19 protein-coding genes are annotated in these 17,265 nt (G+C 63.6%); 14 read left to right on the forward strand and 5 right to left on the reverse strand.

Annotated features, from left to right (window positions below):
• Window positions 1–133: 133 nt before the first annotated feature.
• The 6 genes from SM753_RS18735 to SM753_RS18760 all read left to right on the forward strand — a co-directional run bounded on the left by SM753_RS18735 (window position 134) and on the right by SM753_RS18760 (window position 4,858).
• Complete coding sequence (locus SM753_RS18735) at window positions 134–1,591, forward strand: heme o synthase (RefSeq protein ID WP_323192675.1); 1,458 nt, start codon at window positions 134–136, stop codon at window positions 1,589–1,591.
• Window positions 1,588–2,265 (forward strand): hypothetical protein, encoded by a 678-nt coding sequence (locus SM753_RS18740; RefSeq protein WP_323192676.1) that lies wholly within the window; start codon window positions 1,588–1,590, stop codon window positions 2,263–2,265. Before SM753_RS18735 ends, SM753_RS18740 begins: the two co-directional genes overlap by 4 nt.
• Before the next feature lie 4 nt (window positions 2,266–2,269).
• Window positions 2,270–2,683 carry a hypothetical protein gene (locus tag SM753_RS18745; protein ID WP_323192677.1) on the forward strand — a complete coding sequence of 138 codons (414 nt, stop codon included), beginning with the start codon at window positions 2,270–2,272 and terminating at the stop codon, window positions 2,681–2,683.
• Window positions 2,684–2,848: 165 nt separating this feature from the next.
• Window positions 2,849–3,085: a hypothetical protein gene (locus tag SM753_RS18750; RefSeq protein WP_323192678.1), complete on the forward strand. Its 237-nt coding sequence runs from the start codon at window positions 2,849–2,851 to the stop codon at window positions 3,083–3,085.
• A gap of 67 nt (window positions 3,086–3,152) precedes the next feature.
• Entirely contained in the window at window positions 3,153–4,112 is a 960-nt protein-coding gene (locus SM753_RS18755) for an ABC transporter ATP-binding protein (RefSeq protein WP_323192679.1), read from the forward strand.
• Window positions 4,112–4,858 (forward strand): ABC transporter permease, encoded by a 747-nt coding sequence (locus tag SM753_RS18760; RefSeq protein ID WP_323192680.1) that lies wholly within the window; start codon window positions 4,112–4,114, stop codon window positions 4,856–4,858. The genes SM753_RS18755 and SM753_RS18760 overlap by 1 nt, the downstream gene beginning before the upstream one ends.
• On the opposite strand, the gene SM753_RS18765 is transcribed toward SM753_RS18760, so the two are convergent.
• Window positions 4,846–5,184 carry a hypothetical protein gene (locus tag SM753_RS18765; RefSeq protein ID WP_323192681.1) on the reverse strand — a complete coding sequence of 113 codons (339 nt, stop codon included), beginning with the start codon at window positions 5,182–5,184 and terminating at the stop codon, window positions 4,846–4,848. The genes SM753_RS18760 and SM753_RS18765 overlap by 13 nt on opposite strands.
• A gap of 311 nt (window positions 5,185–5,495) precedes the next feature.
• Between SM753_RS18765 and SM753_RS18770 the strand changes: the two genes are divergently transcribed.
• From SM753_RS18770 to SM753_RS18780, 3 genes are read left to right on the forward strand one after another with little or no spacing between them, the layout of a single operon-like run.
• Window positions 5,496–5,912, forward strand: coding sequence for a cobalamin B12-binding domain-containing protein (locus SM753_RS18770; RefSeq protein WP_135535586.1), 417 nt, complete (start codon window positions 5,496–5,498; stop codon window positions 5,910–5,912).
• Window positions 5,909–7,015, forward strand: coding sequence for a methylmalonyl Co-A mutase-associated GTPase MeaB (gene meaB / locus SM753_RS18775; protein ID WP_323192682.1), 1,107 nt, complete (start codon window positions 5,909–5,911; stop codon window positions 7,013–7,015). Before SM753_RS18770 ends, meaB begins: the two co-directional genes overlap by 4 nt.
• Before the next feature lie 25 nt (window positions 7,016–7,040).
• Window positions 7,041–7,979, forward strand: a complete 939-nt coding sequence (locus SM753_RS18780; protein ID WP_323192683.1) for an alpha/beta hydrolase — start codon at window positions 7,041–7,043, stop codon at window positions 7,977–7,979.
• A 40-nt stretch (window positions 7,980–8,019) separates the two neighbouring features.
• On the opposite strand, the gene SM753_RS18785 is transcribed toward SM753_RS18780, so the two are convergent.
• Both SM753_RS18785 and SM753_RS18790 read right to left on the reverse strand, forming a co-directional pair.
• Window positions 8,020–8,430 carry a Zn-ribbon domain-containing OB-fold protein gene (locus SM753_RS18785; protein ID WP_138797202.1) on the reverse strand — a complete coding sequence of 137 codons (411 nt, stop codon included), beginning with the start codon at window positions 8,428–8,430 and terminating at the stop codon, window positions 8,020–8,022.
• Window positions 8,431–8,485: 55 nt separating this feature from the next.
• Entirely contained in the window at window positions 8,486–9,652 is a 1,167-nt protein-coding gene (locus SM753_RS18790) for a beta-ketoacyl synthase N-terminal-like domain-containing protein (protein ID WP_323192684.1), read from the reverse strand.
• 97 nt (window positions 9,653–9,749) lie between these two features.
• On the opposite strand from SM753_RS18790, the gene SM753_RS18795 reads away from it, so the two are divergent.
• From SM753_RS18795 to SM753_RS18815, 5 genes are all read left to right on the forward strand, one after another.
• Complete coding sequence (locus SM753_RS18795) at window positions 9,750–10,166, forward strand: cox cluster protein (RefSeq protein WP_135535581.1); 417 nt, start codon at window positions 9,750–9,752, stop codon at window positions 10,164–10,166.
• 75 nt (window positions 10,167–10,241) lie between these two features.
• The gene (locus tag SM753_RS18800) at window positions 10,242–10,496 is read left to right on the forward strand and encodes a DUF6684 family protein (protein ID WP_135535580.1); all 255 of its coding nucleotides are present in this window, start codon (window positions 10,242–10,244) and stop codon (window positions 10,494–10,496) included.
• Window positions 10,497–10,689: 193 nt separating this feature from the next.
• Window positions 10,690–12,492, forward strand: a complete 1,803-nt coding sequence (locus SM753_RS18805; protein WP_323192685.1) for a cbb3-type cytochrome c oxidase subunit I — start codon at window positions 10,690–10,692, stop codon at window positions 12,490–12,492.
• Between the two features lie 149 nt (window positions 12,493–12,641).
• On the forward strand, window positions 12,642–12,839 hold the full coding sequence (locus tag SM753_RS18810) for a hypothetical protein (RefSeq protein WP_323192686.1): 198 nt from the start codon (window positions 12,642–12,644) through the stop codon (window positions 12,837–12,839).
• 174 nt (window positions 12,840–13,013) lie between these two features.
• Entirely contained in the window at window positions 13,014–13,286 is a 273-nt protein-coding gene (locus SM753_RS18815; RefSeq protein WP_135535577.1) for a hypothetical protein, read from the forward strand.
• A gap of 61 nt (window positions 13,287–13,347) precedes the next feature.
• Here the strand turns inward: SM753_RS18815 and acs are convergent, their stop codons facing one another.
• Complete coding sequence (acs, locus tag SM753_RS18820; RefSeq protein WP_323192687.1) at window positions 13,348–15,339, reverse strand: acetate--CoA ligase; 1,992 nt, start codon at window positions 15,337–15,339, stop codon at window positions 13,348–13,350.
• A gap of 95 nt (window positions 15,340–15,434) precedes the next feature.
• Entirely contained in the window at window positions 15,435–17,135 is a 1,701-nt protein-coding gene (locus SM753_RS18825; protein ID WP_135535575.1) for a methylmalonyl-CoA mutase family protein, read from the reverse strand.
• Window positions 17,136–17,265 lie beyond the last annotated feature (130 nt).

The following is a 17,265-nucleotide window of genomic DNA, read 5'->3' on the forward strand; positions in this document are numbered from 1 at the left end:
TGGAAGTTAGGAATTCTCGGTTAAATACCTGCTGAATTTCCGGCAGACGGAGGTGTCACGACGGCGTCGCCGGATGGAGAAAACGGCGGGCCTAAGTGGACGGAAACGAACATTCAAACAGAGAGGATCCGACGTGGACAACTCGAACAGGGACCGCACTGAGAGAGACGGCGACGCATACCCTCGTCCCGTCCGCACTGACGAACGATTCACGGGACTCGTCGCAGCGACGGCGATGGGCGTCTACCTGCTCATCATCGTCGGCGCGACGACAGCTATCACGGACGCGGCCGCCGCCTGCTCGACCTGGCCTGCCTGTAACGGCCAGTGGCTCGTCGACGTTCGAAACCCTGACCTCGCCGTCGCCTGGGGTCACCGCGTCGCCGCCCTCGTTGTCGCCGGACTGGTTCTCGCCACCGGAATATTCGCCTGGCTCGGTGACCCGCCCCGACGCGTACGAGCGGCGCTCACCGCTGCCACGCTCGGCTATCCGATTCAGGTCGGACTCGGCGCTATCGCCGCAGTGAGCGGTCCGACCGCCGCTCTGTCCGGAGTTCACCTGTTGCTCGGGACCGGACTGTTCGCCTGTCTCACCCTCGCAGTCGCGTGGCTTCTGGAAGTCCAGACCGCGACCCCCGCCGACCGGGAGCCGGTCGGTGTAGTCGAGGAGGCAGACGCCACCGAAGTCGCGCCCGAGAACCCGACGTTACCTGACGCGCCGCTCGCGCGTGCAAAAACGTACGCAGGTGCCTACGTCAGCCTGATGAAGCCCCGGCTCATGTGGCTGCTCTGTCTCGTCGCCGCCGCCGGGATGGCACTCGCCGCCGGGCCGGGACTCACCGTCAGGACGGTAGTGCTGACGCTTCTCGGCGGCGTCCTCGCCATCGGTGCGAGCGGGACGTTCAATCACGTTCTAGAGCGCGATGTCGACCGCCGAATGAACCGCACCTCGGACAGACCGATAGCGACAGACATCGTCTCGGTCCGGAACGCGGTGGCGTTCGGCATCTCGCTGACCGCCCTGTCGCTGGTCGCGTTCCTGCAGTTGAACCTGCTCGCGGCCGCCCTCGGACTGTCGGCGATCCTGTTTTACAGCGTCATCTACACGGTGGTGCTCAAACCCAACACCGTCCAGAACACGGTCATCGGCGGCGCGGCCGGCGCGCTTCCGGCGGTCATCGGCTGGGCCGCGGTGACCGGGTCTGTCGGCGTTCCGGGGCTGGCGCTTGCGGGCGTCATCTTCCTCTGGACTCCCGCGCACTTCTACAACCTCGCGCTGGCGTACAAGGACGACTACGCCCGCGGCGGGTTCCCGATGATGCCGGTCGTCCGCGGTGAGGCCAAGACCAGAAAACACGTCGTCTACTACCTCGCCGCGACGCTCGTCAGCGCAACCGTGCTTTCGGCCGTCAGCGAACTCGGTCTGCTGTACGCGTTGACGAGCGTCGCGCTCGGCGGCGTCTTCCTCTGGGCCGTGATCCGTCTACACCGTGAACGGACCGAAACGGCCGCGCTGCGCGCGTTTCACGCGTCGAACGCCTACCTCGGCGCGCTCTTACTGGCCGTCGTCGTCGACTCCATCGCAGTATGAGCCGTAGCGCGACCTCGTTCCGGCCGTCGCCGCCCGAGCGGGACACCGTGGTGTACGGCGCGCTGGTTCTGAACACCGAGCTACTGATGATCCTGTTTTACCCGGGGTTCTGGCGGACGACCCTGAATGGGTTGTTCAACATCTTTCTCGCGTTCGTCTGGATCAACGTCGGCGTCTGGGCGCTCCTTCGGACGGACCCGCCCGACGCACCGCGGCGCCAGCGCAGGACCGCGCTCGGAATCGCGGTCGGATACTTCGCACTCATCGCCGTAGCCGGCGGGCTGGTATCCGTCGGGGACCTCTTTATCGACGTTCCCCTCCCCGAATCGGGGCCGCGTATCGCCTGGCTCATCCCCGGATGGGGTCCAGCGGTGACCTACGTCGGCGACCTGGTTCGCGTTGCGCTCCTGCCGTACCGCGTCATCGGGTATCTCGCGCTGTCGTATCTCGTGTACGCGACCGTTCTGGACGCTACCGGCTCCGCCGTCTCCGGCGCGCTCGGTCTGCTCTCCTGTGTTAGCTGTACGTGGCCCGTTCTGGCGTCGCTCGCGACCGGACTGCTCGGGAGTTCCTCGGCGGTCGCGCTCTCGGTGATGAACTGGTCTTACACGCTCTCGACCGTGGTGTTTCTCGTCACGGTCGCGTTATTGTACTGGCGGCCCTTCGCTCGATAGAGCGATGTACTCGCGCGAACACTTCGCCGTCGGGAGCGTCGTTTCGGGCCTCTCCGTCGCCGTTCTACGGGAATCGTTCCCGACACCCGTTCTGATCGGACTGTTGGCGTACGGCGTTCTCGTCTCGGTGTTCATCGACCTCGACCACTTCGTCGTCGCCCGCCGACACGCCGGCGATTGGTCGCATCTCCGCGCCTGCCTGACTGACCCAATTTTCGCCTTCACGGAGCAAGACGAGGTGTTCGAGGGCGTCCCAGGCATCCAGATGCGGTTAGAGCGACTGCTTAGCCACGCAGTGATCGGCGGTGTGTTGACGGCCGCACTGGCACTCGTTTCCGTTCCTGTCGCCGCGTTCACCGCGGTCGTCGTATACGCTCACGTCGTCGCCGATCTCGTTCGGGACGCCGGGTTCGCGTGACGCGCGAGGTACCCGTCAGTACGGGAAAGAGGGCGACAACGTGTCAGGCACGCAGCGGTTGGTGCAGTTCTCGGTTGAATCCTATGACTATCTTCTCCCCGCGTAGTATAATTACACTCAACCACGGCTATGTATTTACCAGAGGAGGTTGAACGAGTGTGTACGATGGAAAGAAACGACGAAACACTGTGGCCCTGTACGAACCAGAATCGGGGGGACGGCGGCGTTCACCAGCGGTTCCGCAGGTCCGGTCCGGACCAGTCCGGAACCGACGGACGGAGAGAGGACACCGAGAGGGCAGACGGGCCGAACGCGACGGCCTGCCCGGACTGTTCCGCCGCGACCGTCAACGTGCAGGGACTCCACAGCTGCGTCGAGTGTAGCTGGACCGGCTCCCGCTGACGGGGCGTGAGGTCCGGAACCGCTGAAGATCGAACGGCTTACCTCCGGGACCGGACTGTCTCCTCGTATGGACGCGCTCGTCGCCGAGAACGTCGAGAAACGTTACGACGAAACCGTCGCACTCGACGGCGTTTCGCTCTCCGTGGCGGAGGGTGAAGTGTTCGCTCTCGTCGGTCCCAACGGTGCGGGGAAGACAACGCTGGTCAGGGCGCTGACCGGAACGACCGCGCCGACTGCAGGCAACGTCACCGTGTTCGGCGAGAGCCCGGCGGCGGTCGACGAGTCCCGGCTCGGCGTACTCCCCCAGTCCTTCGCACCCCCGGCGCGACTCACCGCCCGGGAACTCGTCACGTACTACGCGGGCCTCTACGACCGGTCGCGCGACCCCGACGACGTGCTGTCGACGGTCGGCGTGGCGGCCGCGGCGGAGACCCGGTACGAGAACCTGAGCGGCGGACAGCAGCGCCGGACCTGTCTCGGCGCGACGCTGGTTAACGACCCCGACGTTCTCTTTCTCGACGAACCGACCACCGGTATCGATCCCGCGGGACGGCGAACCGTTCAGGAGCGGATCAACGACCTCGCCGACGGCGGCGCGACGGTGTTTCTCACGACGCACGACATGGCCGAGGCCGAACGCGTCGCGGACAGGGTTGGGTTCCTCGCGGACGGTCGACTAAAGGCGGTCGGCAGTCCGTCGGCTCTCGTCCGCGACCACGGCGGCGAGCGCCGCCTCGTCGTCGAGACCGATGCCGGTACTGACGGAAGTGACGCGACTTCTGCCGACACTGCGGCGGGCATGCTCTCCGAACTCGACTACGCCGCGCGGACCGACGACGACGAACTCGTCGTTTTCGGCGTCGAACCCGACGACATCGGCGACATCGTCGGCGCTCTGGAGTCGGCCGGCGTCGCCTACTCCGAGCTAACCTGGACCGAACCCGATTTGGAGGACGTGTATCTCGAATTGACTGACGGCCGGGACGCCCGCGCGCCAGCGGCCGCAGTCGCCGGAGGTGAACACTGATGGGAACCGCGACGCGCATCAACGCCGAGGCCGGTGCGGCGTGGCGTTCGTTCGTCCGGCGGCGGACTGCAGTCTTTTTCACCTTCTTCTTCCCGGTGATCCTCATCGTCATCTTCGGAGCGTTGGTGCGGACGGATCCCACGGGAACCGGCCTGTTCACGGAACCCGCTGGCTACTACGTTCCGGGGTACCTCGCTGTCGTGGTGCTTTTCACACCGCTTTCTCGGGTGGGAAGCACGGTCGCGCGACATCGTGAGGGGAACCGGTTCGAGAAACTCGCGACCACGCCGCTCTCGCGCGCAGAGTGGCTGGCGGCGCACACGCTCGTCAACGTGGGTATCATCGGCGTCGCCAGCGTTCTGTTGCTGGCGCTCATACTACTCATCACGGACGCTCAGTTCGAGTTCTCGCTCTGGCTCGTCCCGTTGCTCGTGTTCGGCGTGACGCTGTTTTGCGGTATCGGGGCGGCGCTCGGTCGGATCGCGGACTCGCAGGACGGCGTCATCGCCGCGAGCAACTCGATCGCCTTGCCGATGCTGTTTCTCGCGGAGACGTTCGTCACGCCCGACCTGCTCCCGGAGTACGTGTTGCCGCTCGTCGATCTTCTGCCGTTGACGTACTTCTCCCGGGGAGTTAGAGCGGCGACGTACTACGGCCGTTCGCCGGCCGTCGATCTGGCTATCCTGGCTGCGCTCGCTCTCGCCAGTTTCGCCGTCGGGGCGTACGCGATACCTCAGACGGACTGAGTCGTCCCGTCGTGGATGCGGACGGTGTTTCTGTCGCGGTCGAACTCCACGAACTCCGCGTCCGCGAGTTTGGGGACGTGGACGTGATAGAGCGAGATCTCTATCTCGCGGGCGAGTTCTTTCAGGTTCTCGTCCGACGGTTCGTCCGTCTCCCGTTCGGCTACGTCGACTGCCAGATCCGCGAGTGCGGTCGGCCCATCGCGGTTCCGGAGCGCAACGAGAGCGTGCCGGCGGTACCGGTGTGACAGCACGTCGAATAGCTCGTCCATCGTCCGTTCGCCCGGGATATCTCTTACGCCCGCGTGCAGTGCGTTTCTTACTGTCATAGGGGTTTCTAACACGGTTAGAACCCCCCTGTCGGTGAACGACTGACGGGACGGCCCCAGCGTCCGACTGGCGAAGTCTTCTCCGCATCGTTCAAAGCCATACTACTATCTACAACCACCCGCTCATAACGTTAGCCGTTGTCCACGTTCGGTTAGTAGTTAGATAATTGACTTTCTTCGCCGAAACGGACGTTTGAAGTAACAGATCATCTCGATTCCCGCGTTCGTCCGTTCGAGCAACGCTCGATATCGGGGGACATTTCTCAGAAACTTCCGTTAGAATCAAACTGTCGGGCGTCGAAACACCGGTCATGAGCGTCGACCAGACGCAGCGGTCAATTCGATGTCTCGTCGCCAAAGTCGGTCTGGACGGCCACGACCGAGGTGCCCACGTCATCGCGCGGGCGTTCCGCGACGCCGGGTTCGAAGTCATCTACTCGGGGCTCCACAAGGCACCCGACGAGATAGTCCAGGCGGCCGTCCAGGAAGACGTCGACGTTATCGGAATCTCCATCCTCTCGGGCGCGCACAACACGCTTATCCCCAAGGTCATCGACGGCCTGAAGGAGTACGACGCGTTCGATGACACGCTCGTTCTCGTCGGCGGCGTGATCCCCGACGAGGACAAAGAGGACCTCAAACAGATGGGGGTCGCGGAGGTGTTCGGTCCCGGAACCAAGATGGAAGAGACCATCGAGTTCGTCCGCGAGAACGTGCCGGAACGATGACCGTGGACGACGAAACCCTCGTCGACGAACTCCTCGGCGGGAAACAGCGAGCGCTCGCCAGGACGATCACGACGATAGAGAACCGCGAACCCGGCTACCGCGACCTGGTGTCGGCGCTGTACGAACACACGGGGAACGCGGAGGTGATCGGGATCACCGGCAGCCCCGGCGCGGGCAAATCGACGCTCGTCGACAAACTCACGAACACGTACCGCGACCGCGGCGAGACGGTCGGCGTCATCGCCGTCGACCCGTCGTCGCCGTACACCGGGGGCGCAGTACTCGGCGACCGCATCCGAATGGCGTCGAACGTGGGCGACATGGAGGTGTTTTTCCGGTCGATGAGCGCGCGCGGCAACCTCGGCGGTATCTCGACGGCGACGGCGGACGCGGTCAAGGCGCTCGACGCGTTCGGAAAGGACAAGATCATCGTCGAGACGGTCGGTGCGGGGCAAAACGAGATAGATATCGTCCGGACGGCGGACACCGTCGCCGTCCTCGTCCCGCCGGACAGCGGCGACGAAGTCCAGACCCTAAAAGCGGGAATTCTCGAAATCGGCGACGTGTTCGTGGTCAACAAGTCGGATCTTCCGGGGGCCGACCGAACGGTACAGGAACTGAAAGAGATGATCCAGTTACGCGGCGACACCGGCGTCTCCGGCGGCCATCACGGCCCGGACCACCACGCTCTGGGCGACGCCGACGCCGCGGGCGGTACCGACGCGGGAACCGCGAGCGCGGTTAGCGACGCGGCGGCCGCTGACGGTGAGGCGGGGAACTGGACACCCAGCATCGTCGAGACGGTCGCCACTGACGGAACCGGGATCGACGAACTGATCGACACGTTCGCCTCCCATCGCGAGTACATGGAGGCAAGCGGTCGCCTCGACGAGAAAGCCCGCACACGGACTGCGGAGGAGATACGGCTGTTGCTTCGCGAGGACGCGAGCGGTCTGCTGGAACGCGAACTCGACCGTCACGGTGGGATCGAGGCGCTGGTCGAAGCCGTCCACGCGGGTGATACGGACCCGTACGCTATCGCGGACGAGGTGGTCGACCCTATCGAAGAATGTCTGTCGGACCGGCAGGACGACCCCGCTTAAGTCGCTGGCCGAAGTATGTCAGTGTATGAAACTCCGGAACCTCGCCGCCGCCGCTGCGGGCGGTCTCGGCGTGACGGCTCTCGTGAACGAGGCGCTTGCGCGACGCGCTGACCCGCTCGACCCACCGCTCGCGGGCGATCAGGGAACGTATCGCTGGCGCGGAATGGACATCGCCTACACCGAGGGTGGCGACCCCGAAGACCCCGACCTGCTACTGCTTCACGGCGTCAACGCGGCGGGGACGAGCAGGGAGTTCGAAGCGGTGTTCGAGCGGTTCGCCGAGAACTATCACGTTATCGCGCCCGACCTTCCCGGATTCGGCCTGTCGAGTCGGCCGCCACTGCTTTACTCGGCCTCACTTTACGAATCGTTCCTAACCGACTTCGCCGGAGACGTAACCGAGGATGCGGTCTGTGTCGCCTCGTCGTTGACCGCCGCGTACGCCGTCCGGGCCGCGGCCGAAACCGACATCTCCCGGCTCGTGTTGATCTGTCCGACCGCGGAGTCGATGCCCGGCCGGAAGGTGTGGCTCCGGTCGCTACTCCGACTGCCGGGGATCGGCACCGCTGCGTTCAACGGCATCGCCAGCGAACGGTCGATCCGCTACTTCAGCGCGGACCACGGCTACTACGACGAATCGAAGATCCCGGAGGAAGAGGTCGACTACCAGTGGCAAAGCGCCCATCAGCCGGGCGCACGCTACGCGCCGGCGTCGTTCATAAGTGGTTTCCTCGACCCGGAGATGGACCTCGGCGCGGAACTGGCTGAACTCGATATCCCCGTGACGCTCGTCTGGGGCCGAGAGGCCGAGATAACGCCGCTCGCGGATGGTCGGGACCTCGCCGAAGAGGCAGACGCGCGCCTCGTCGTCATCGACTACGCCCGTCTGCTACCCCACGCCGAGCATCCGGACCAGTTCCTCGACGCCGTCGAGGCGGAGCTACCGCTGGCGAACCCCAAGTGAAGCGTCGACTCCGAACCGGCGAAAAAAACCGTGCCTGTGACTACCGCGGGCGGAAGCCGAGGAACCGCTCCGTCCCCGCCTCCGACCGGGCGGTCGTCAGTTCGACTGGAAGGCCTTCTTCTACGTTGTCCGGGTCTATGTTTCGGATCTGTCCCGTGACGCGTACAGCTCCGAACCGAGCGATGGCAGTGACGTACGGCGTGTCCTCGCTGAACGACGGCGTCGCAACGTGTGTGACGGTGTACGTTTCGATTTCGCCGGACTCGGGCAACGGCGTCTCCGTCAGGTCGTCGGTGCCGCAGTCGGGACAGACCCGCCGCGGCGGAACGGATCCGTGACCGTTCGCACACTCCAGATAGTATCCCGATCCGTCCTCGACCGCGTCCAGCAGGTCGTCGTAGCCATCGTCGCGAACCCCGGTTCCGGCCGAGTGAGACGATTCGTCGCTCATGCGACCACCTCCGGAGTCGCGCTCCGGCGTACTCGCATTCGGTCACTTCGTTCGCTCATGCGACCACCTCCATCACGTGAACCAGGCAACTCGCGACCGTGCCGCCCGCGTTGTGAGCCAGTCCGACCTCGGCGTCGGCCACGGCGTCACTGTTGACGTGGTCGCCACGTAGCAGTTCGGTGATCTCCGCCACCTGTGACGTTCCCGTCGCGCCGACGGGGTGACCCTTCGCCTTTAGGCCGCCCGAGAGGTTAACCGGAACGTCGCCTTCGGCGGTCGTCTCACCGCGGCGGGCCGCACCGATGCCCTCGCCTACCTCGTAGAAGCCGAGCGACTCCAGCGCGAGCACTTCCGCGATGGTGAAGCAGTCGTGGACCTCCGCGAAATCGACGTCGTCGGGGCCGATCCCCGCGTCGGCGTACGCCTCCTCGGCGGCGCGGTTGGACGCCGGCGTGCGCGCCAGATACTTGCGGTCCTGCAACGCCATGTCGTCGCCACCCTGTCCCGTTCCGGTGATGGCGACGGGCGCGTCGACGCCGTTTTCCTCAGCGTACTCGTCGCTGACCAGCACCAGCGCGCTCGCGCCGTCGCTGATCGGACAGGAGTCGTAGAGGCCGAGCGGCTCGGAAACGGGCGGTGCCTCTAACACGTCGGAGACGTCGATCCGACGCTGATACTGCGCGTGTTCGTTACCCATCGCGTGGTCGTGGTTTTTCACGGCGACGTGAGCCAGGTCCGTCCGGTCCCCTCCGTACTCGTCGAAGTACGCCTTCGCCATGAGGGCGTACGCTCCGGGGAACGTCATCCCCGAGCGGACCTCCCACAGTTCGTCCGCGGCGATGGCGAGCGCCTCCGTCGCGCCGGCCGTGCCGAGATTGGTCATCCGCTCCGCACCGCCTACGAGGATAACGTCCTCCTCGTCGTTCCGGATGTCCTTGACGGCGGAACGGAGTGCGGCACCGCTGGAGGCACAGGCGCTCTCGTAGCGCGTCGACGGTGCCCGCACTCCCGCCGCTTCGGCCATCAGCGGCCCCTGGTGACCCTGGCGTTCGGAGAGTTCTCCCATGAAGTTCCCGTATCGGACCGATTCGATGTCCGCCCGCGGCACGTCCGCGTCGGCGAACGCTTCGGTGCTGGCTGCGCCGAAGAGGTCGCGACCCGTCCGACTCGGTTCCTCCCCGAACTCGGTCAACCCTACGCCGGCCACTCGTACCTCGGTCATAACATACGATACGCTGCGCAGAGATTAAAGGGATCCGTCTTGCACAAAGCGAGGAGTTTCCGTGGGGTTTCTATACGGTCACCCCGTATGGACGGGCATGGAAGAGCAGCCAGGACTGAGCGACCAGTATCGGATGTCAAGCCCCTGGCCGATGCTCATCGCGTTCGGTCTGGCGATTGCCGAGGTGGGTATTATCTGGCCGCTCGCGCCGTTGGCCGTCGGCGGCTTGCTCCTGCTCACCGGGAGCATCGTCGGCATCGTTCGAGAGGCCGGATACGTCGAAAGCCCCTGGCCGCTTCTCTCCGGGTTTGCTCTCGCACTGGTCGCCATCGGTCTCGCGTTGTTTGCCTACAGCGGCGGCGCGTTCGCGGTGAACAGCGTCTCCGAGAGCCTGCGAACGAGCGGAAGCATCGGTCTCCGCGGCCTGTCGATAGCGTTTGCCGGCGTCATCGCACTGGTCGGTGCCCTCGTCGGGAAGTACTGGACGACGGCTAACGCTGGTCACTCGGTCTGATCGTCCGAACCGATCCAGTTCGGCCCCATCCGAAACCGACAACCTATTTGTGAACGGACCCGAAACCGCGGATACATGTCACCAACCGTCTTCGACCGGGAGACGCTCCTAGACCTGACCGTCAACGTGATCCCTCTCGGGATCCTCCTGTTTTTCGTCGGGGCCTTCGCGCTTTTCAATCCGTACGGCTGGGACTCGACGTACTCGGTCCTGCAGTTCGGGCTTATCAGTACGATGTTCGTCGCGCTCACTGCGCTGACCTACTACTCCGGAAAGCTCATCGCGGAAGACGAGAAGGCCCGGGAGGAAGTCGCCGACGAAGCCGAGTAACGCGGGGTTCTGACGGTCGGTCGTGTACCACAGCAGGGACCTTTTTGCCGGCGAATCACATCCGTTCGGTACCTAATCGTTTACCGGTAGCACGATCTTTGCGGACATGTTCGGGGAGAGAGTATTGATGGTACGTGACAAACAGCCCGCCGGAACCGTCCCTTTCTTTAGCCTGCAAACCTGAGATTTGCCCATGGCAATAGAAGGGCAGATAGCGCTAACCGTGCTGATGGGCGCCTTGCTCGTCGGGGTCGCAGTGTGGCTCACGCGCCTCGAAGACTGGCGCTCGTACACCCCATTAGCAGGCGGTGCTGGAGGTGCTATCGGCGACGAATCTGCACACGTACACGAGGAGAAGCCGGCGGGGATAATCCGCTGGCTGACGACGGTTGACCACAAAGACATCGGAATTCTATACGGGACGTACGCGCTTATCGCGTTCGTCTGGGGCGGTCTCGCCGCCGTCCTGATGCGAGCAGAACTCGCGACTGCGAGTCTCTCTCTGCTCAACAACACCCAGGTGTACAACGCTCTACTGACGAGTCATGGCATCACGATGCTGTTCCTGTTCGGGACGCCGATCCTCGCAGCGTTCTCGAACTACTTCATTCCGCTTTTGATCGATGCCGACGACATGGCGTTCCCCCGGATCAACGCCATCGCCTTCTGGCTACTTCCTCCGGGCGCGATCCTCATCTGGGCGGGCTTTTTCGTCGCGCCGTTCACCGAGGCGATGACCACGGGCGCGGCGACTTCCTGGACCATGTACCCGCCGCTATCGGTCGAACAGACGAACCCATCGGTCGACCTGATGTTGCTCGGACTGCATCTCACCGGCGTCTCCGCGACGATGGGTGCGATCAACTTCATCGCGACTATCTTCAGTGAGCGCGGCGAGGACGTTGGCTGGAGCAACCTCGACATCTTCTCGTGGACGGTCCTCACCCAGTCGGGGCTTATCCTCTTCGCGTTCCCGCTTCTGGGCAGCGCCATCATCATGCTCCTGCTCGACCGGAACTTCAGTACGGTGTTTTTCGCCGTGGAGGGCGGTGGGACGATCCTCTGGCAGCACCTGTTCTGGTTCTTCGGTCACCCCGAAGTGTACATCCTCGTCCTCCCGCCGATGGGTATCGTGAGCTACGTCCTGCCGAAGTTCGCGGGACGGAAACTGTTCGGGTTCAAGTTCGTCGTCTACTCGACGCTTGCCATCGGCGTCCTCTCGTTCGGCGTCTGGGCCCACCACATGTTCACCACGGGCATCGACCCTCGTCTTCGGGCTAGCTTCATGGCCGTATCGCTGGCTATCGCGATACCGAGTGCGGTCAAGACGTTCAACTGGATCACGACGCTGTGGAACGGCTCTCTACGCCTGAACACGCCGATGCTGTTCTGTATCGGCTTCATCTCGAACTTCATAATCGGCGGCGTCACCGGCGTGTTCCTCGCGGCTATCCCGGTCGACCTCGTGCTTCACGACACCTACTACGTCGTCGGTCACTTCCACTACGTCGTCATGGGTGCTATCGCCTTCGCCGGGTTCGCCGGCATCTACTACTGGTACCCGATGTACACCGGACGGATGTACCAGCGCACGCTTGCGAAGTGGCACTTCTGGCTCTCGATGATCGGGACCAACCTGACGTTCTTCGCCATGATCATCCTGGGCTACGCGGGCTTCACGCGCCGGTACGCGACCTACGACGGCCTCACCGTCGGTCCGGTCGAAGTCATCACTGCCATGCATCAGGCGGCAACACTCGGCGCGTTCCTGCTACTGATCGGCCAGATCATCTGGGTCTGGAACATGGTCAGTTCCTGGATCGATGGCCCGAAAGTCGAGGACGGCGACCCCTGGAACCTCGCCGAAACCAACATGAAAAGCCGCGAATGGGCCTGGTTCGAGCGGAAACTCGACACCACCATCGCAACCGACGGCGGCGCGGAAGAAGAACCGCTCGCGGACGGCGGTGAGCCGACAGAAAGCGAGGAGAGCTAGCTTCGACGGTTTCTCGCCGATTTCTCGGCTGTCTCCGGCCTTTCTTGTGAGATCGTATCACTCGTTCAGACGTAGTGGTGGAACGGCTATCGAGAATATTCTAGATAGTGATGGGTGAATTTAACAACGAGAAGGTTCTAAAATAGCGTATGACCGAGAAGAACGCCGTGGAGTTGGTCGAACAGTGGCAGACCGGCTTCTTCTTCGTAATCGGGAGTGCGTTATTCGGGGCCCTTCTTGCTACGCTTCTGTCTTCGATCAAGCCCCCGGTCGGAGGGTTGATAGGGTTCTTCGGTGGAGTGGCGCTTGCTTTCCTTGCGTTCTCGTATCTCAGCTACGGTCGGTGAGGCCGACGCCAGACCGTCGCCTTGCCGCGCTATCCGAGTACCAGCACGATACCCATCACGAACATCAGTACGGCGATACTGCCGAGGACGATCCCGAGGAGTTCCTTCTCGCTCATACCGATCGTTCGGACGGAGAGCGCAAAAGCCTAACCGTTACCGGCCCTAGCCACAGCCATGTCGACGCTTTCCAGCCGAGCCATCAGCGGTCGCCGAGCGGTACTGGTGATCTACGCTACCATCGTCGCGTTGGCCGCCCTGTTCGGCGCGCTGGTCGGCCTGGTGCTTCCCGGCAAGGAAAACGCCCCCGAAATGGCCGGGTTCGGCCCGTTCGTCTTCGAGATAACGCCGCTGAACTTCGCGGTGTATGGGGCCGTCAACGTCGGCCTCTTGCTCGGAGTACTATTGCTCCTGATGGCGGCCGTCTCGAAGAAGTACCCGAACGCCTGACGGTGTTCAGGGGACGGGATGAATCCGTTCCGGTCCTCCGGCGCCCGACATCGGCGCGTGTTCAGTCGCTCTGGACTTTCGCCTGGATGTCGTCGACGACACCGGGGTTCCGAAGCGTGGAGGTGTCGCCGAGGTCGTTCTCGTTGGCGATATCTTCGAGCAGTCGCCGCATGATCTTCCCCGACCGCGTTTTCGGCAGTTCCGGGGTGAAGATGACCTCCTCGGGCCGAGCGATCGGGCCGATGGCGTCCTCGACTCCCTCGACTATCTTCTGACGCAACTCCTCGCTTTCCTCGTACCCGTCTTCGGTGATGACGTATGCGTAGACGGCTTCACCTTTCACCTCGTGGTCGCCGCCGACGACCGCCGCTTCGGCGACGCCGGGAACGCCCACGATGGCCGATTCGATCTCCATCGTGCCGAGACGGTGGCCCGAGACGTTGAGCACGTCGTCGACGCGGCCGAGCACCGTAATGTAGTCGTCGTCGTCGATTTTCGCGCCGTCCTCTGGGAAGTACACCCACTCGTCCGAATCCTCGTCGGAGTACTCGGTCCAGTACTCCTGGACGAATCTGTCGTCGTTCCGGTAGAGCGTGCGGAGCATCCCCGGCCACGGTCGGTTCACCGTGAGATAGCCGGCTTCACCCGCCTCGACTTCGTCGCCCTCGGCGTCGACTACGCGGGCGTCGACACCGGGCAGCGGCGGCCCGGCTGAGCCGGGTTTCATGGTGTTGACCCCGGGGAGCGTGGTGATCATCATGCCGCCGGTTTCGGTCTGCCACCACGTGTCCACGACGGGGCAGTTCTCGCTACCGATATGTTTGTAGTACCACTTCCACGCCCGCGGATTGATCGGTTCACCGACCGTCCCGAGCAGTCGGAGACTGGAGAGGTCGTGCCGTTCCGGGTACTTCTCACCCCATTTCATGAACGCACGGATCGCCGTCGGTGCCGTGTAAAGAGTGTCGACGGCGTACTTCTCGACGATCTCCCAGAGCCGGTCCTTGTCCGGGTAGTCCGGCGTCCCCTCGTACATCGTCGTCGTCGTACCGAGCGCGAGCGGCCCGTAGACGATGTAGGAGTGGCCCGTGATCCACCCGATGTCTGCAGCGCACCAGTACGTGTCCTCGGGTTTCACGTCAAGTACCGCGTGGCTCGTCCAGGCGACGTACGAGAGGTAGCCGCCGGTCGTGTGTTTGACGCCTTTGGGCTCTCCGGTGGTCCCGGAGGTGTACATGAGAAACAGCATATCCTCCGCGTCCCGTTCGACCGGGTCGACGCGTTCGCCCTGCTGTGCGTCGACAAGGTCGTCGTAGTCGTACGCGTCGTCGCCGAGGAAGTGCGTCAGCTCGTCGCCGAGTCGGTCGACGATGACCGTCTGGACCTCGTGGTCGACGTCTCGAAGGCCTTCGTCCGCCTTCTGCTTGTGGTTCAGCGCGTCGCCGCGACGATAGTAGCCGTCACAGGTGATCAGGAATTCGGAGTCGGCGCTGTTCATCCGAGTCGCAAGCGCGTCCGCCGAAAATCCGGCGAACACGACGCTGTGTGGAGCGCCGATGCGGGCGCACGCGAGCATGGCGATGGGTAACTCCGGAACCATCGGCATGTACAGCGTCACCACGTCGTCTTCTTCGACGCCGAGGTCGCGCAGCGCCACGGCGAACTCGTTGACCTCGCGGTAGAGGTCCTGATACGTGTACGTCCGCGTCTCTTCGAGTTCGCCTTCCCACCTGATCGCCGCCTGATTCTTTCGACCGGCTTCCACGTGGCGGTCGATGCAGTTGTACGACGCGTTCAGCGTGCCGTCGCTGAACCACTCGTAGAAGGGGGCGTCGGAGTCGTCTAATACGGTGTCGTACTCCTCGTCCCAGTCCAGCAGGTCCGCGGCCCGTTCCCAGCAGTCCGGCCAGTCCTCCTCGAACTCCTCGTAGATAGACTCGTCGCTGACGTTCGCCTGCTCGACGAACGATTCCGGTGGTTCGAACTCCTCCTGTTCGGCGAGTCGAGCCTCCAGTTCCACCTCGCCGTTACTATCCGTGGTATCGTCTGACATGACGTTTGTACGTCGTACAGAACCGGTGATAAATGTTCCCAAAACAGTAATCGAAACCGCGGGAGGGTACCGAGAATCGCGTGTGGCTGCCCGGCTTATGCGATGCTGGCCGTCTCCTGATAAGAGCCGTACTGGCGCTCGAAGACGCGCATGATCTCGCCCATCGTAGCGTAGGCCTTTACGGCCTCGATGATCGGCGGCATCACGTTGTCGTCGCCCTCGATAGCGTCGTCGATCGCTGCCAGCGCGGTCTCGACCGCCTCGTCGTCGCGTTCGTCTTTGACCTCGTTCAGCCGGTCGCGCTGGCGCTTCTGAACCGTCTCGTCGACTTTGAGGATCTCCGGACGGGTGTCCTCCTCGATCGAATACTCGTTCACGCCGACGACGGTCTCGTCGCCTGCCTCGACGCGCTCCTGATACTCGTAGGATGCGTCCTGGATCTCGCGGTGGAAGTACCCGCTCTCGATGCCGGCGAGCACGCCGTCGCGCATCGACCCGTCGCCCATTTCCTTTATCTCTTCGAGGTAGGCCATCGTCTTCTCCTCGGTTTCGTCGGTCAGGCTCTCGACGGCGAAACTACCGCCGAGCGGGTCGACGATGTCGGCCGCGCCGCTTTCCTCGGCGATGATCTGCTGGGTGCGAAGCGCGACTCGCACCGCCTTTTCAGAGGGCAGGGCGAGCGCCTCGTCGAAACTGTTCGTGTGAAGGCTCTGGGTGCCGCCGAGAACGCCCGCAAGCGCCTGAATGGTGACGCGGACGACGTTGTTCAGCGGCTGTTGGGCCGTCAGCGACTGACCGGCGGTCTGCGTGTGGAACTTCAACTGCTTCGACTCCGTTCGTTCGGCGTCGTACCACTCCTCCATGACGGTGGCGTAGATCCGCCGGGCGGCGCGGAACTTCGCAACCTCTTCGAAGATGGCGTTGTGGGAGTTGAAGAAAAAGGAGAGCTGAGGGGCGAACTCGTCGATGCCGAGGCCGCGGTCGAGGCAGTCCTCGACGTAGGCGAACCCGTCTGCGAGAGTGAAGGCGAGTTCCTGAATCGCGGTCGACCCGGCCTCGCGGATGTGATAGCCCGAGATGGAGATCGGCTTGAACTTCGGCGTCTCTTCGACGGCGAACTCGATAGTGTCAGTGACGACGTCGAGACTCGGTTCCGGGGGGACGACCCATTCCTTCTGTGCGATGAACTCCTTCAGCATATCGTTCTGGAGGGTTCCGCGAACCGCTTCGCGGGGAATTCCCTGTTTGTCCGCCAGCGCGACGTACATCGCGTAGATGACGGGCGCGCTGGGGTTGATGGTGAACGAGGTGGAGACTTCGCCGAGGTCGATCCCGTCGAACAGGATCTCCATGTCCCGGAGGGTGTCGACGGCGACGCCCTCCTTGCCGACCTCGCCGTCGGAGAGGGGGTCGTCCGAGTCCTTGCCCATCAGCGTCGGCATGTCGAAGGCCGTCGAAAGGCCGGTCTGGCCCTCGTCGGTGAGGTAGTGGAAGCGCTCGTTTGTCTCCTCGGCGGTGCCGAACCCGGCGAACTGCCGCATCGTCCACGTCCGCCCGCGGTACATCGTCGGGTAGACGCCGCGGGTAAAGGGCGGTTCGCCGGGGAAGCCGAGGTCCTCCTCGTAATCGGTGTCGGCGACGTCTTCGGGCGTGTAGAGGCGGTCCACGTCCAGGTTTGACACGGTAGCGAAGCGGTCCTTTCGCTCGCCGAAACGGTCCAGTACCGGGTCGAGTGTGTCGGACTCCCATTCCTCCCTGGCCTCGCGGATCGACGCGAGGTCGTCATCGTCGTACATGCTCGTAAATATTGCTGGCCCGGTCATTAATGATGTGGGTCGTTCAGGGGGGAGAAAAATCCCGTCGCGGGGCGCTTATACTGTCGGCTGGAACACCGGGAAAAATAACCCGGCCCCGGGAGGTCCAATA

The sequence above is a fragment of the Halostella sp. PRR32 genome (assembly GCF_034808085.1).
In the GTDB taxonomy this organism is placed as follows: Archaea; Halobacteriota; Halobacteria; order Halobacteriales; family Natronoarchaeaceae; genus Halostella; species Halostella pelagica.

What these genes read in the sequence shown, in the direction of transcription:
- acs (WP_323192687.1), bottom strand. Translation starts at nt 15,339, where the DNA reads ATGTCAGACGATACCACGGATAGTAACGGCGAGGTGGAACTGGAGGCT.
- SM753_RS18750 (WP_323192678.1), top strand. Translation starts at nt 2,849, where the DNA reads ATGGAAAGAAACGACGAAACACTGTGGCCCTGTACGAACCAGAATCGG.
- SM753_RS18765 (WP_323192681.1), bottom strand. Translation starts at nt 5,184, where the DNA reads ATGACAGTAAGAAACGCACTGCACGCGGGCGTAAGAGATATCCCGGGC.
- SM753_RS18810 (WP_323192686.1), top strand. Translation starts at nt 12,642, where the DNA reads ATGACCGAGAAGAACGCCGTGGAGTTGGTCGAACAGTGGCAGACCGGC.
- SM753_RS18825 (WP_135535575.1), bottom strand. Translation starts at nt 17,135, where the DNA reads ATGTACGACGATGACGACCTCGCGTCGATCCGCGAGGCCAGGGAGGAA.
- SM753_RS18780 (WP_323192683.1), top strand. Translation starts at nt 7,041, where the DNA reads ATGAAACTCCGGAACCTCGCCGCCGCCGCTGCGGGCGGTCTCGGCGTG.
- SM753_RS18770 (WP_135535586.1), top strand. Translation starts at nt 5,496, where the DNA reads ATGAGCGTCGACCAGACGCAGCGGTCAATTCGATGTCTCGTCGCCAAA.
- SM753_RS18815 (WP_135535577.1), top strand. Translation starts at nt 13,014, where the DNA reads ATGTCGACGCTTTCCAGCCGAGCCATCAGCGGTCGCCGAGCGGTACTG.
- SM753_RS18755 (WP_323192679.1), top strand. Translation starts at nt 3,153, where the DNA reads ATGGACGCGCTCGTCGCCGAGAACGTCGAGAAACGTTACGACGAAACC.
- SM753_RS18760 (WP_323192680.1), top strand. Translation starts at nt 4,112, where the DNA reads ATGGGAACCGCGACGCGCATCAACGCCGAGGCCGGTGCGGCGTGGCGT.
- SM753_RS18740 (WP_323192676.1), top strand. Translation starts at nt 1,588, where the DNA reads ATGAGCCGTAGCGCGACCTCGTTCCGGCCGTCGCCGCCCGAGCGGGAC.
- SM753_RS18745 (WP_323192677.1), top strand. Translation starts at nt 2,270, where the DNA reads ATGTACTCGCGCGAACACTTCGCCGTCGGGAGCGTCGTTTCGGGCCTC.
- SM753_RS18785 (WP_138797202.1), bottom strand. Translation starts at nt 8,430, where the DNA reads ATGAGCGACGAATCGTCTCACTCGGCCGGAACCGGGGTTCGCGACGAT.
- SM753_RS18790 (WP_323192684.1), bottom strand. Translation starts at nt 9,652, where the DNA reads ATGACCGAGGTACGAGTGGCCGGCGTAGGGTTGACCGAGTTCGGGGAG.
- SM753_RS18805 (WP_323192685.1), top strand. Translation starts at nt 10,690, where the DNA reads ATGGCAATAGAAGGGCAGATAGCGCTAACCGTGCTGATGGGCGCCTTG.
- meaB (WP_323192682.1), top strand. Translation starts at nt 5,909, where the DNA reads ATGACCGTGGACGACGAAACCCTCGTCGACGAACTCCTCGGCGGGAAA.
- SM753_RS18800 (WP_135535580.1), top strand. Translation starts at nt 10,242, where the DNA reads ATGTCACCAACCGTCTTCGACCGGGAGACGCTCCTAGACCTGACCGTC.
- SM753_RS18795 (WP_135535581.1), top strand. Translation starts at nt 9,750, where the DNA reads ATGGAAGAGCAGCCAGGACTGAGCGACCAGTATCGGATGTCAAGCCCC.